The 12,623-nt window shown below is 71.9% G+C and carries 13 protein-coding genes; 10 read left to right on the forward strand and 3 right to left on the reverse strand.

The window, feature by feature from the left end:
• The first annotated feature begins 20 nt into the window (after nucleotides 1-20).
• Genes ilvC through leuB form a run of 9 tightly spaced genes read left to right on the forward strand, consistent with a single transcriptional unit; the run spans nucleotide 21 to nucleotide 9,642 of the window.
• Nucleotides 21-1,064 carry a ketol-acid reductoisomerase gene (gene ilvC, locus E1B00_RS13985; protein WP_139449861.1) on the forward strand — a complete coding sequence of 348 codons (1,044 nt, stop codon included), beginning with the start codon at nucleotides 21-23 and terminating at the stop codon, nucleotides 1,062-1,064.
• The gene (gene ilvG / locus E1B00_RS13990) at nucleotides 1,061-2,776 is read left to right on the forward strand and encodes an acetolactate synthase 2 catalytic subunit (RefSeq protein WP_139449863.1); all 1,716 of its coding nucleotides are present in this window, start codon (nucleotides 1,061-1,063) and stop codon (nucleotides 2,774-2,776) included. Before ilvC ends, ilvG begins: the two co-directional genes overlap by 4 nt.
• A complete protein-coding gene (locus E1B00_RS13995; protein ID WP_139449865.1) occupies nucleotides 2,760-2,996 on the forward strand; it encodes an ACT domain-containing protein in 237 nt (78 codons plus the stop codon). Before ilvG ends, E1B00_RS13995 begins: the two co-directional genes overlap by 17 nt.
• A complete protein-coding gene (locus E1B00_RS14000) occupies nucleotides 2,987-3,847 on the forward strand; it encodes an aminotransferase class IV (protein WP_139449867.1) in 861 nt (286 codons plus the stop codon). The genes E1B00_RS13995 and E1B00_RS14000 overlap by 10 nt, the downstream gene beginning before the upstream one ends.
• Complete coding sequence (locus tag E1B00_RS14005; RefSeq protein ID WP_139449869.1) at nucleotides 3,844-5,001, forward strand: threonine dehydratase; 1,158 nt, start codon at nucleotides 3,844-3,846, stop codon at nucleotides 4,999-5,001. The genes E1B00_RS14000 and E1B00_RS14005 overlap by 4 nt, the downstream gene beginning before the upstream one ends.
• A complete protein-coding gene (locus E1B00_RS14010) occupies nucleotides 4,989-6,539 on the forward strand; it encodes a 2-isopropylmalate synthase (RefSeq protein WP_425456519.1) in 1,551 nt (516 codons plus the stop codon). The genes E1B00_RS14005 and E1B00_RS14010 overlap by 13 nt, the downstream gene beginning before the upstream one ends.
• 7 nt (nucleotides 6,540-6,546) lie before the next feature.
• Nucleotides 6,547-7,968, forward strand: coding sequence for a 3-isopropylmalate dehydratase large subunit (leuC, locus tag E1B00_RS14015; protein ID WP_139449871.1), 1,422 nt, complete (start codon nucleotides 6,547-6,549; stop codon nucleotides 7,966-7,968).
• Nucleotides 7,965-8,564, forward strand: coding sequence for a 3-isopropylmalate dehydratase small subunit (gene leuD / locus E1B00_RS14020; RefSeq protein WP_139449873.1), 600 nt, complete (start codon nucleotides 7,965-7,967; stop codon nucleotides 8,562-8,564). The genes leuC and leuD overlap by 4 nt, the downstream gene beginning before the upstream one ends.
• Entirely contained in the window at nucleotides 8,554-9,642 is a 1,089-nt protein-coding gene (gene leuB / locus E1B00_RS14025; RefSeq protein WP_139449875.1) for a 3-isopropylmalate dehydrogenase, read from the forward strand. The genes leuD and leuB overlap by 11 nt, the downstream gene beginning before the upstream one ends.
• A gap of 39 nt (nucleotides 9,643-9,681) precedes the next feature.
• On the opposite strand, the gene E1B00_RS14030 is transcribed toward leuB, so the two are convergent.
• Complete coding sequence (locus E1B00_RS14030; protein WP_139449877.1) at nucleotides 9,682-10,041, reverse strand: Hpt domain-containing protein; 360 nt, start codon at nucleotides 10,039-10,041, stop codon at nucleotides 9,682-9,684.
• Nucleotides 10,042-10,202: 161 nt separating this feature from the next.
• Here E1B00_RS14030 and ppa point away from each other — a divergent pair, with 161 nt between their 5' ends.
• Nucleotides 10,203-10,751 (forward strand): inorganic diphosphatase, encoded by a 549-nt coding sequence (gene ppa / locus E1B00_RS14035; RefSeq protein ID WP_139449879.1) that lies wholly within the window; start codon nucleotides 10,203-10,205, stop codon nucleotides 10,749-10,751.
• A 98-nt stretch (nucleotides 10,752-10,849) separates the two neighbouring features.
• Here the strand turns inward: ppa and E1B00_RS14040 are convergent, their stop codons facing one another.
• Entirely contained in the window at nucleotides 10,850-11,425 is a 576-nt protein-coding gene (locus E1B00_RS14040; protein ID WP_139449881.1) for a DUF4136 domain-containing protein, read from the reverse strand.
• Nucleotides 11,426-11,553: 128 nt separating this feature from the next.
• Nucleotides 11,554-12,618 carry a sensor domain-containing diguanylate cyclase gene (locus E1B00_RS14045; protein WP_139449884.1) on the reverse strand — a complete coding sequence of 355 codons (1,065 nt, stop codon included), beginning with the start codon at nucleotides 12,616-12,618 and terminating at the stop codon, nucleotides 11,554-11,556.
• Between the last annotated feature and the right edge of the window lie 5 nt (nucleotides 12,619-12,623).

The following is a 12,623-nucleotide window of genomic DNA, read 5'->3' on the forward strand; positions in this document are numbered from 1 at the left end:
CAACCCAAGGACCCGCCGCCATGACCCAGTCCCATGCCAAGACCCCGAACCCACCCCGCCCGCGGATCGCCGTCGTCGGCTACGGCAGCCAGGGCCGCGCGCATGCGCTGAACCTGCGTGAATCCGGTTTCGAGGTCACGGTCGGCCTGCGTCCCGGCGGTCCGACCGAGGCCAAGGCGCAGGCCGATGGCTTCACCGTGAAGACGCCGGCGGAAGCCGTCGCCGGCGCGGAGCTGGTCGCGGTGCTGACGCCGGACATGGTGCAGCCGCGGCTGTATCGCGAAGCCATCGAGCCCTACCTCGCCAAGGGCGCCTGCCTGTTGTTCGCCCACGGGTTCAACGTGCACTACGGGCAGATCGCGCCCCGCGCGGACCTGGACGTCGTGCTCGTCGCCCCGAAAGGCCCGGGTGCGCTGGTGCGGCGCGAGTTTGAAATTGGCCGCGGCGTGCCCTGCGTCTACGCCGTGCAGCAGGACACCAGCGGCCGCGCCGAACAGCTGGCCCTGGCCTACGCGGCCGGCCTCGGCGGCGCGCGCGCCAACGTGATCAAGACCACCTTCAAGGAAGAGACCGAGACCGACCTGTTCGGCGAGCAGGCGGTGCTGTGCGGCGGCGCGACCAAGCTGGTCCAGGCCGGCTGGGAAACCCTGGTCGAGGCCGGCTACCAGCCGGAGGTCGCGTATTACGAGTGTCTGCACGAACTCAAGCTGATCGTCGACCTGCTGTACGAAGGCGGCATCACCCGCATGCACGAGTTCATCAGCGAAACCGCGCAGTACGGCGACCTCACCCGCGGGCCCTACGTCATCGACGCGCACGCCCGCGCGCAGATGAAGAAGATCCTGGCCGAAATCCAGGACGGCACTTTCGCGCGCCAGTGGATCGCCGAATACGCCGCCGGCAACCCGAACTACAAGGCCCTGAAGCAGGCCGACCTCGACCACCCGATCGAAGCCACCGGCCGCAAGCTGCGCGCGGCGATGAGCTGGATCGGCGCCGACGGCAACGTGCAGCCCGCGCGGCCCGCCGCGCCCCGACCCACGGCGGAGGCCGCCGCCGCATGAAAACCCGACAAAACGGCGCGCAGCTGCTGGCGCGATGCCTCGAGGCCGAAGGCACCGACCGCCTGTTCGGCTATCCCGGCGGCGCGATCATGCCCTTCTACGACGCCCTCACCGGCTCGAAACTCAGGCACATCCTGGTGCGGCACGAACAAGGCGCGGCCCTGGCCGCGAACGGCTACGCCCGCGCCAGCGGCCGCGTCGGTGTCTGCATCGCCACGTCCGGCCCAGGCGCGTCCAACCTGGTGACCGGCATCGCCGACGCCTTCCTCGACTCGGCGCCGATGGTGGTGATCACCGGCCAGGTCTCGACCGCGCTGATGGGCACCGACGCCTTCCAGGAACTGGACGTGTTCGGCATGACCCTGCCGATCGTCAAGCACAGCTTCCTGCTGCGTCACGTCGACGACCTGCCCGAGGTCGTGCACGAAGCCTTCCGCATCGCCCGCGAAGGCCGCCCCGGCCCCGTGCTGATCGACCTGCCCAAGGACGTGCAGCTGGCCGACGCCTCGCATCTTTCCCCGAAGATTCCCGCGGCGGCGGTGCCTCCCCCGCCGCCGTCGCGGGAATCCCTTGCGGCAGCGATCGCCGCGATCGAAGCGGCCGAACGCCCGGTGATCTACGGCGGCGGCGGCATCGCGCTGGCGGAAGCGGTGAATGCCTTCCGCGGTTTCGTCGATTCCAGCGGCATCCCGACCGTGCTGACCCTGCGCGGCCTGGGCGCCCTGCCCACCGGCCACCCGCTGCTGCTGGGCATGCTGGGCATGCACGGCTGCCGCGCCGCCAACATGGCCGTGCAGGAGGCCGACGTGCTGATCGTGGTCGGCGCGCGTTTCGACGACCGCGCCACCGGCAAGCTGGCCGAGTTCGCACCGCGCGCGCGCATCGTGCACCTGGATGCCGACCGCCGCGAAATCGGCAAACTGCGCCAGGCCGATGTCGCCGTGCCCGGCGATGTCGCCACCGCGCTGAAGTCGCTGACCGGCGTGCACCCGGATTGTGGCGACTGGCGCCGGCACTGCCTGGAGCAGGGCGAACGCCACGCCGCGCGTTACGACGCCCCGGGCCGCGACGTATACGCCCCGGCCCTGCTGCGCCGCCTGTCCGAGATCGCGCCGCGAGATGCGATCGTCGCCTGCGATGTCGGCCAGCACCAGATGTGGGTCGCGCAGCACTGGAAGTTCAGCCACCCGCGCAACCACCTGACCAGCGGCGCGCTGGGCACGATGGGCTTCGGCCTGCCGGCGGCGATCGGCGCGCAGTTCGCCTGCCCCAACCGCACGGTGGTGCTGGTCAGCGGCGACGGCAGTTTCATGATGAACCTGCAGGAGCTGGCGACGGTCGCGCGCTGCAAGCTGCCGATCAAGATGGTGCTGCTCGACAACCAGGCCCTTGGCATGGTGCGGCAGTGGCAGGAGCTGTTCTTCGACCGCAACTACAGCGAAGTCGACCTGAGCGACAACCCGGACTTCGCGGCCCTGGCGCGCGTGTTCGGCATTCCCGCGCTGCAGGTCGACCAGCGGGCCGACGTGGAGGATGCCCTGCACGCGCTGATGTCCACGCCGGGTCCGGCCTTCCTGCATGTCGCCATCGACGCCCGCAGCAATGTCTGGCCCCTGGTGCCGCCCAACCACAGCAACGCGACGATGCTGGAGGGCGAAGCCGCCGCCGTGGCGTCGCCCGCGCCGGAGCCCGCCCATGCGCTACCGGCTTGAACTGGTGCTGCGCCCGGCCGAAGGCGCCCTGCTGCGGGTGCTCGGCACCGCCGAGCGCCGCGGCTTCACGCCGCTCGCCATCGCCGGCGAGCAGCCGCCCGACGGCGGCGACTGGCGGGTGCAGCTGACCGTGCGCGGCCAGCGCCCACCCGAGCCCCTGCAGCGCCAGATCGAACAGTTGCACGACTGCCTTTCCGTGGAGATCGCCCCATGTCCCTGAATCTCTGGTTCGACGGCCGCATCGGCCCGCAGGACCAACTGGCCGCCCCGCTCACCACCCACGCCATGCATTACGGCACGGCGGTGTTCGAAGGCATCCGCAGCTACGCCACGCCCGACGGCGCGGCCGTGTTCCGCCTGCCCGAGCACCTGGAGCGCATGCGCAAGGGCGCCGAGGCTTTCGGCGCCAGGTTCGACGTCGTCGAAGCGGCGGCGGCGGTGATCGCGGTGCTGCAGTCCAACCAGCACCGCGACGCCTATGTGCGGCCGCTGCTCTGGTACGGCACCGGCTCGCTGGGCCTGGACGTCGCGCCGCTGAGCCGGCACCTGATGGTGGCCTCGATGCCGTGGAAGCCGCACCTGGGCGACAAGCCCGTACGCCTGACCGTCTCGCCCTTCCGCCGCAACCGCGCCGAAGCGCTGCCGCCGCTCAAGCTCAGCGGCGCCTACGTCAACTCGATCCTGGCCAAGCGCGAGGCCGGCAGCCGCGGGTTCGACGATGCGCTGTTCATGGATGACGCGGGGTTCGTGGTCGAGTGCACCGGCGTCAACGTTTTCCTGGTCAAGGGCGGTCAAGTGGTCGCGGTCGAACACCCAGACGCATTGCCGGGCATCACCCGCGACACCATCGTCGAACTGGCGGGTGCAGCGTCGCGGCCGGTCACGCTGGAGGAGCTGCTGGAGGCCGACGAGGTCTTCCTCACCGGCACCTCGGCCGAGGTGATGCCGGTGGCGGCGCTGGACCGCAGGGCCTACGGCGCCACGCCGGTCGCCAATGAACTGCGCGCCCGCTACCTGCGCGTCGTGCGCGGCGGCTCGCCGGCGCACACGCACTGGCTGACGAGCGTATGACGCCCTCCAATCCGGGGTCAGAGTCGATTTATCTTCCGCGGCCGAGCGGGACGACAGCCTCGCGCCATCCCTCGCGGACGGAAGTTAAATCGACTCTGACCCCGGATGTCGTCGGCGTCGCCGACGTCCTGGCCGCGCACGCGCGCCTGCGCCGCTACCTGCCGCCGACGCCGCTGCATTACGCGGAGCGTTTCGGCACCTGGCTCAAGCTCGAGAACCTGCAGCGCACCGGCTCCTACAAGGTGCGCGGCGCATTGAACGCGCTGCTGGCCGCGCGCGAGCGCGGCGACCGCCGCCCGGTGATCGCCGCCTCGGCCGGCAACCACGCCCAGGGCCTGGCCTGGGCCGCGCACCGGCTGGGCATGCAGGCGATCACCGTGATGCCGCTCGGCGCGCCGGAAACCAAGATCGCCGGCGTCGCCCACTGGGGCGCCACGGTACGCATGCACGGCGCCAGCTTCGACGAGGCGCGCGCCTTCGCGCTGGAGCTGGCGGGGCTGCACGGCTATCGCTTCCTGTCCGCTTTCGATGATCCCGAGGTGATCGCCGGCCAGGGCACGGTCGGTCTCGAACTGGCAGCGCACGCGCCGGACGTGGTGATCGTGCCGATCGGCGGCGGCGGCCTGGCCGCCGGCGTCGCCCTGGCGCTCAAGTCGCAGGGCGTGCGCATCGTCGGCGCCCAGCCCGAGGGCGTGGACGCGATGGCGCGCGTGCTGCGCGGCGACGACAGCGCGCCGGTACCCGGCCCCACGCTGGCCGACGGCGTGCGCGTGCGCCATCCGGGCCAGCTCACCCGCCGCCTGCTGGCCGGCCTGCTCGACGACCTGGTGATCGTGCGTGAAGCCGAGCTGCACGAAACCCTGGTGCGCCTGGCGCTGGAGGAACACGTGATCGCCGAAGGCGCCGGCGCGCTGGCCCTGGCGGCCGGGCGCCGCGTCGCCGGCCGCAACAAGTGCGCGGTGGTCTCCGGCGGAAACATCGACGCCGCCGTGCTCGCCGGCCTGCTCTCCGACGTGCGGCCACGCGCGCCGCGCAGGCCGCGCCGCCGCCAGCAGGCCAGGCCCCTGCCCGCCTCCCTTCCCACGGCGCCGGTCGTCCGGCTGCCGATCCCCGTTCTGGAACAAACCCCCTTGCTGCAGGAGTGCACGCCGTGACCACGGACCGCATCCGGATCTTCGACACCACCCTGCGCGACGGCGAACAATCGCCCGGCTGCAGTCTGCGTCCGGCCCAGAAGCTGGTGATGGCGCGCGCACTCGCCGAGCTCGGCGTGGACGTGATCGAGACCGGCTTCCCGGCCAGCTCGGCCAGCGACATGGAGGCGACCCGGCTGATCGCCGCCGAGATCCAGCGGCCGTCGCTGTGCGCGCTGTCGCGCTGTGCGCCCGGCGACATCGAGGCCGCCGCCAAGGCGCTGGAGAAGGCGCGCCGGCCGCGCATCCACGTCTTCATCTCGACCAGCCCGCTGCACCGCGAGCACAAGCTCGGCCTGAGCCGGCAGCAGGTGCTCGAGCGCGCCATCGAAGGCGTGCGGCTGGCGCGGCGCTACGTCGAGGACGTCGAGTTCTCGGCCGAGGACGCGCTGCGCACCGAGGAGGACTTCCTGGTCGAGGTCTTCAGCGAGGCGATCGCCGCCGGTGCGCGCACCATCAACGTGCCCGACACCGTCGGCTACACCACGCCCGAGGAGATCCGCGGCCTGTTCCAGCGCCTGATCGCCGGCGTGCGCGGCGCCGGGCAGGCGGTGTTCAGCGCGCACTGCCACGACGACCTGGGCCTGGCCGTGGCCAACTCGCTGGCCGCGATCGAGGGCGGCGCGCGCCAGGTCGAGTGCACCATCAACGGCATCGGCGAACGCGCCGGCAACGCCGCGCTGGAAGAGATCGTGATGGCGCTGAAGGTGCGCGGCGCGCGTTACGGCACCGGCACCGGCATCGACACCCGGGCGCTGCTGCCGGCCTCGCGCCTGCTGTCGCGGCTGACCGGCATGACCGTCCAGCGCAACAAGGCCGTGGTCGGCGCCAACGCCTTCGCGCACGAAGCCGGCATCCACCAGCACGGCATGCTGCGCAACCGCAATACCTACGAGATCATGCGGCCGGAAGACGTCGGCTGGCCGGCATCGCAGATGGTGCTGGGCCGGCACAGCGGCCGGCACGCAGTGAACGACCGGCTGCGGGCGCTGGGCTTCGTGCTCGAGGAGTTCGAGTTCGAGCGGGTCTTCGCCGCCTTCAAGAAGCTCTGCGACCACCAGCGCCTGGTGCGCGACGCCGACCTGCAGGTGCTGGTGACGGGCGACCCGGACGCGGCCGGCCGCGGCTACCGGCTGGCCGCACTGTCGGTCAGCGACAGCGGCAAGCGCGCCCGCGCCCACGTCGAACTCTCCGACCCCGAGGGCCACCTGGTCGCCGAGATCGCCGAAGCCGACGGCCCCGTCGCCGCGCTCTTCGAGGCCATGACCCGCGCCACCGGCGTGCCGATGCAGCTCGAGAGCTACCAGGTGCACAGCATCGGCATCGGCGCCGACGCCCGCGGCGAAGCCAGCCTGAGCGTGCGCTGCGAAGGCGCCGAGCACACCGGCGTCGGCACCAGCCGCGACATCATCGAAGCCAGCGCCCTGGCCTGGCTCGACGTCGCCAACCGCATCCTGCGCCAGCGCGAAGCGCCGGCCACCTACGCCGCCACTGCCTGAGGATCCCATGGCCCCGCCCAAGACCCTGCTCGACAAACTCTGGGACGCCCACGTGGTCGTACCCGAAACCGCCGACGCGCCCGCCGTGCTTTATGTCGACCTGCACCTGGTGCACGAGGTGACCTCGCCGCAGGCCTTCACCGAACTCGAGGCCCGCGGCCTGTCGCCGCGCCGGCCCGACCGCACCAAGGCCACGCTCGACCATTCGACGCCGACCCTGCCCGCCGCCACCGACGGCCGCCTGCCCTATGCCAGCGCCCAGTCCGAGGCGCAGGTCGAGGCGCTGCGGCGCAACTGCGCGCGGCACGGCATCGAGCTGTTCGACCTGGGCGATGCCCGCCGCGGCATCGTGCACGTGGTCGCGCCCGAACTCGGCCTGACCCAGCCGGGCCAGACCATCGTCTGCGGCGACAGCCACACCAGCACCCACGGCGCGTTCGGCGCCCTGGCCTTCGGCATCGGCAGCAGCGAGGTCGGCCACGTGCTGGCCACCCAGTGCCTGCTGCAACGCAAGCCGCGCGCGCTGGCGATCACGATCGACGGAGAGCTCGGCCCCGGCGTCGGTGCCAAGGACGTGGTGCTGCACGTGATCGGCCGCATCGGCGTCAACGGCGGCACCGGCCACGTCATCGAATTCCGCGGCTCCACCGTGCGGGCGATGTCGATGGAGCAGCGCATGACCCTGTGCAACATGGCGATCGAAGCCGGCGCGCGCGCCGGCCTGGTGGCGCCGGACGCGACCACGTTCGCCTGGCTGGCGAAAACGCCGCGCGCGCCGACCGGCGAGGCGCTGGACGAGGCGATCGCGCACTGGCGCACCCTGGCCAGCGATCCGGACGCGGCGTTCGACCAGGAAGTGCGCATCGACGCGCGCGGCATCCGCCCGACGGTGACCTGGGGTACGCACCCGGGCACCGCGCTGGCGGTGGACCAGCGCATTCCGGCGCCGGCCGACGGCGCCGAGACCAAGGCGCTGGCCTACATGCAGCTGCAGGCCGGCGCGCACATCGCCGGCACGCCGGTGGACGTGGTGTTCGTCGGATCCTGCACCAATGGCCGGCTGTCGGACCTGCGCGACGTCGCCCGGGTGCTCGACGGCCGCCGCGTGCATCCGCGCGTGCGCATGCTGGTGGTGCCGGGCTCCGAACAGGTCAAGCGCGAGGCCGAAGCCGAGGGCATTGACGTCATCGTGCGCGCCGCCGGCGCCGAGTGGCGCGAGCCGGGCTGTTCGATGTGCATCGCCATGAACGGCGACCTGGTGGCGCCCGGGCAGCTGGCGGTCAGCACCAGCAACCGCAATTTCGAGGGCCGCCAGGGCCCCGGGGCCCGCACCCTGCTCGCCTCGCCGCTGACCGCCGCCGCCTCGGCGGTGGCCGGCGTCGTGGCCGACGTGCGCGAACTCGAGACCGCCGCCACGGAGGCCGCATGAGCACCGCCATCCGCCACATCCGCTCCGCCAGCGTCGTGCTGGCGCAGGCCAACATCGACACCGACCGGATCATTCCCGCGCGTTTCCTGTCCACGACCACGCGCACGGGGCTGGGGCAGCATGCCTTCGCCGACTGGCGCAAGCGCAGCGACGGCAGCGTGGACCCGGACTTCGCCTTGAACCGTCCGCAGAACGCCGGCCGCTCGATCCTGATCGCGGGGCGCAACTTCGGCTGCGGCAGCTCCCGCGAGCACGCGCCCTGGGCCCTGGTGGACGCCGGCCTGCGCGCCGTGGTCAGCAGCCAGGTCGCCGACATCTTCCGCGCCAACGCGCTCAAGAACGGCCTGGTGCCGGTGGTGCTGGACGAAGGCACCGTGCAGGACCTGATGCGGCGCCCCGACGACGTCCTGGAGATCGACATCGCCGCCGGCGAACTGCGCACACCCGCCGGCGAAGCGCACCGTTTCGAACTCGACGCCTTCGCCCGCACCTGCCTGCTCGAGGGCGTGGACGAACTGGGCTACCTGCTCGCCCGCAGCCCCGACATCACCCGCTACGAAACCCGACAGACTCCGGAGTTCCGCCATGGCTTCTGAAATCGTCGTCCTGCCCGGTGACGGCATCGGTCCCGAAGTCACCCGCGCGGCGGTGGCCACCCTGCAGGCGGTCGGCCGCCGCTACGGCCACGACTTCCGCTTCCAGACCCACCTGATCGGCGGTGCGGCGATCGATGCTACCGGCGAGCCGCTGCCGGCCGCGACGCTGGCCGCCTGCCGCCAGGCCGATGCGATCCTGCTCGGTGCGGTCGGCGGGCCGAAGTGGTCGGACCCGTCCGCGACCGTGCGGCCGGAGCAGGGCCTGCTGGCGCTGCGCCAGGCGCTGGGCCTGTACGCCAACCTGCGGCCGGTGCGCCCGCATCCGGTCGCGCTGGGCGCCTCGCCGGTGAAACCGCACCTGCTCGCCGGCGTCGACCTGCTGGTGGTGCGCGAGCTCACCGGCGGCCTGTACTTCGGCGAGAAGCAGCGCCACGCCGACCGCGCCAGCGACCTGTGCGAATACAGCGTGCTGGAGATCGAGCGCGTGCTGCGCCGCGCCTTCGGCTTCGCGCGCGCGCGCCGCGGAAAACTGGTGTCGGTGGACAAGGCGAACGTGCTGGAGACGTCGCGGCTGTGGCGCGAGACCGCCACCCGGATCGGCCGCGAGGAGTACCCCGACGTCGCGCTCGACCACCAGCTGGTGGACTCGATGGCCATGCACCTGATCGCCCGCCCGCGCGACTTCGACGTGGTGGTGACCGAAAACCTGTTCGGCGACATCCTCACCGACGAGGCCTCGCTGCTGGCCGGTTCGCTGGGCCTGCTGCCCTCGGCCTCGCTGGGCGACGGCCGGCGCGGCCTGTACGAACCCATCCACGGCTCCGCCCCGGACATCGCCGGCCGCGGCATCGCCAACCCCTTCGCGACCATGCTCAGCGCCGCCCTGCTGCTGCGGCATTCGCTGGGGCTGGAGGAAGAGGCGCTGGCGGTCGAACTGGCGGTCGCGGCTGCGCTGGACAGCGGCGCGCTGACGGCGGACCTGGCCGCACCCGGGCAGGCGGTGTCGACGCAGGCGGCCGCGGACGCGGTGCTGGAACGCCTCGAGCCGCGCTGCCACGTCGCCGAACTGCGCGACTGACCAGAACGGTGTCGGGCCGCGGCCCGGCACCGCCCCTGATCAGATCTGGGGGACTTCCTGGAGCAGCAGGATCAGGGCGTCGCGGGTGCGGCGGCGCAGGTCGTCCAGGCGGGCGCCCATGTCGGGCGCCTGGATCTGGGCGGCGCCCAGGTGCTCGAGGCCGTGGCAGACCTCCACCAGCTGCACCGCGCCCATGGCCAGGGCGGCCGAGCGCAGGTAGTGCGCGGCATTGCCCAGTGCCTCCGGGTCGCCGGCCAGATGGGCCTGCTCCATCTTCTTCACCAGGTCCGGCGCTTCGTGCACGAACATGCGCACGAACTCGCTGAACGAGCCGGGCTGGTCGCGGTCGAGCATGCGCAGCAGTTCGAGCGCCTTCGGATCGAGCAGGGATTCGGCCATGGCGGGGGTTTTCCGGTCGACGACGGGCCTATTCTGGCCGTTGGGCGCTGCCCTGCCTAGCCCGCCCGCGGCGTCGGTCCGAGTGCGGGCTCCAGGCCTTTCCCGTATCCTTGCGCCCCCCACATCAAGACGCCCGCGCCCCGGGCAAGAAGGAGTTCCCCATGGCCCTGGACCTGGTGCCGACCGGCCGCGACGTGCCCAACGAGATCAACGTCGTCATCGAGATCCCCAAGGACGCCGACCCGGTGAAGTACGAGGTCGACAAGGCCACGGGCGCGATCTTCGTCGACCGCATCCTGTCCACGCCGATGCGCTACCCCTGCAACTACGGCTACGTGCCGCACACCCTGTGCGGCGACGGCGACCCGGTGGACGTGCTGGTCATCCTGCCCCTGCCCCTGATCCCGGGCGCGGTCATCCGCTGCCGCCCGGTCGGCATGCTGAAGATGAAGGACGAGGCGGGCGAAGACACCAAGCTGCTGGCCGTGCCGGTGGACAAGGTGTTCGGCGGTTACTCCCACATCCACGACATCGCCCAGGTCAGCCCGCACTGGCTCGAGCGCATCGGCCACTTCTTCGAGCACTACAAGGACCTGGAGAAGGGCAAGTGGGTCAAGCTCGACGGCTGGGAGGGCGCCGACGCCGCGCGCCGCGAGATCCTGGAGTCGGTCGAGCGCTTCGAGGCCAGCCCGGAAAAGCTCAACTTCTGAGCGCCCGGCAGGGAAACGGAAAAGCCGCCCGAGGGGCGGCTTTTTCTTGCCTGGTCTCCGGGTCCGGCCGATGCGCGGCCCGGGAATCCGGCGCCGGTTCAGCTGCCGCCGGCGCGATGCGGATAGGCGGCGAAGATCTCGGCGATGGTGCCGTTGATGCGCTGCTCGCGCTCGCCGGGCTTGAGCCGGGCGACGCGGCCCACGGCCACGCCTTCCCAGACCAGGCGCTTGCCGCGCGCGTCCACCAGGTCGATGTTCAGCGTGCCCTCGCGGTAGCGGCGCACGTCGGTGCGCTCGCTCCAGAACGGCACGGCGAAATAGGCATTGGCTCGGTAGCTGTAGTAGTAGCCGTAGTTCACCTCGGGCACGCTGATCACGTCCTCGCGCTCGCTGATGTAGGCGTTGATGTTCACCAGCAGGTCGGGCGCGCTTTCGCTGTAGGTGTAGCCGCGCGCTTCCATCTCGCGGCGGGCGGCGGCGCGCATGATCGAGCTGGCCGGCGTGGCGTAACCCTTGTTTTCCACCGCCAGCGGCGCATAGAAGGCGAAGCTGCGGTAGCTCGAGAAGTCGGCCTGGGGGTCGGTGTCGCTGCTGATCTGCGGGCCGGTGGCGCAGCCGGCGAGGACGATCAGCGACAGCAGGGCCAGGCGCTGCAACACGCGCGAAACGGTCATGACGGCATCTCCGGTGGGGACGCGGCCACGCTAGCACGCGGCCAGAGCACCCGGCATTAACGCCGGCTGAGCCGAACCACGCCTTTCGACCGCAGGCTTTCGCCGGCGGACGGACGGCGGGCGATTGATTACCCCGGCGGCGCCGACTCGACCCGGTTGCGGCCGTTGCGTTTGGCCCGATAGAGCGCGGCATCGGCCGCTTCGGTCAGGCGTTCAGGCCCGTCCTCGCCCGGCACGCCGCCCGCCACGCCGATGCTGATGCTTACCCGGCCCGACGCGCTGCCGCCGTGCCCGATGTCCAGAGCCTCGACGGCCGACCGCAGCCACTCCGCGGTGGCCAGCATGCCATCGCGGTCGACGCCGGAGGCGATGGCCGCGAACTCCTCGCCGCCGTAGCGCGCCAGCCGCAGCGGCGAGCCTTCGACGACGTCCGCCAGGCAGCGGGCGATCCGCCGCAGGCAGGCGTCGCCGGCCGGATGGCCGTAGCTGTCGTTGTAGTCCTTGAAGTGGTCGACGTCGACCAGCAGCACGGCCATGGGCCGGCCGCTGCGCTGCGCCGCATCGCCGGCTTCGGCCAGCCAGTAGTCGAAGCGGCGCCGGTTCGCGATACCGGTCAGCGCGTCCGTGCGCGAGGTGTTTTCGAGCGTGCGGTAGGCGTCCTGCAGCTGCCGGTTGGCGAGCTGGAGCTGTTCGAGCAGGCCGGCGGCATGGATGACGCCGGCGACCAGGCTGGCCACCGTCTGGAACAGCGTCAGCTGGCCGCGGAACGCGCCGACCCGCAGGCTCTCGGCGTTCAGCACCGCCAGCACGCGGCCGTCGTGCAGCACCGGCACGCAGAGCTCGGAGCGGGTGCCGTCGAGCGTGTCGACGAAGTTGGGATGCCCGCGGGTGTCCTCGATGTCGAAGCTGCGGCCGGTGGCCGCACATTCGCCGACCACGCCCGACCCCAGCGCCCGCCGGTAGCCGATGCCGACATCGCTGCGCAGGCGGCTGTGCAGGGCGCGGCAGACGAACTCGCCGCGGGCGTGGTCGACCACGGCGCAGGCGACGAACTCCCAGTCGAACTCCGCCGCCAGCGCGTCCACGACGCGCTGAAGCAGCGGGTCCAGCGCCAGGTCCTGGCCGGCGATGCTGGCGATGCGGCCCAGCGTTTCCAGCTGGCGTCTGGCCTGCCCCTGCTCGCCGCTGTCCATCGGTT

The sequence above is a fragment of the Arenimonas terrae genome, assembly GCF_006265115.1.
GTDB classification, from domain to species: Bacteria; Pseudomonadota; Gammaproteobacteria; order Xanthomonadales; family Xanthomonadaceae; genus Arenimonas; species Arenimonas terrae.

What these genes read in the sequence shown, in the direction of transcription:
- ilvC (WP_139449861.1), top strand. Translation starts at nt 21, where the DNA reads ATGACCCAGTCCCATGCCAAGACCCCGAACCCACCCCGCCCGCGGATC.
- E1B00_RS14000 (WP_139449867.1), top strand. Translation starts at nt 2,987, where the DNA reads ATGTCCCTGAATCTCTGGTTCGACGGCCGCATCGGCCCGCAGGACCAA.
- leuC (WP_139449871.1), top strand. Translation starts at nt 6,547, where the DNA reads ATGGCCCCGCCCAAGACCCTGCTCGACAAACTCTGGGACGCCCACGTG.
- E1B00_RS14045 (WP_139449884.1), bottom strand. Translation starts at nt 12,618, where the DNA reads ATGGACAGCGGCGAGCAGGGGCAGGCCAGACGCCAGCTGGAAACGCTG.
- E1B00_RS13995 (WP_139449865.1), top strand. Translation starts at nt 2,760, where the DNA reads ATGCGCTACCGGCTTGAACTGGTGCTGCGCCCGGCCGAAGGCGCCCTG.
- ppa (WP_139449879.1), top strand. Translation starts at nt 10,203, where the DNA reads ATGGCCCTGGACCTGGTGCCGACCGGCCGCGACGTGCCCAACGAGATC.
- E1B00_RS14040 (WP_139449881.1), bottom strand. Translation starts at nt 11,425, where the DNA reads ATGACCGTTTCGCGCGTGTTGCAGCGCCTGGCCCTGCTGTCGCTGATC.
- leuB (WP_139449875.1), top strand. Translation starts at nt 8,554, where the DNA reads ATGGCTTCTGAAATCGTCGTCCTGCCCGGTGACGGCATCGGTCCCGAA.
- leuD (WP_139449873.1), top strand. Translation starts at nt 7,965, where the DNA reads ATGAGCACCGCCATCCGCCACATCCGCTCCGCCAGCGTCGTGCTGGCG.
- E1B00_RS14030 (WP_139449877.1), bottom strand. Translation starts at nt 10,041, where the DNA reads ATGGCCGAATCCCTGCTCGATCCGAAGGCGCTCGAACTGCTGCGCATG.
- E1B00_RS14005 (WP_139449869.1), top strand. Translation starts at nt 3,844, where the DNA reads ATGACGCCCTCCAATCCGGGGTCAGAGTCGATTTATCTTCCGCGGCCG.
- ilvG (WP_139449863.1), top strand. Translation starts at nt 1,061, where the DNA reads ATGAAAACCCGACAAAACGGCGCGCAGCTGCTGGCGCGATGCCTCGAG.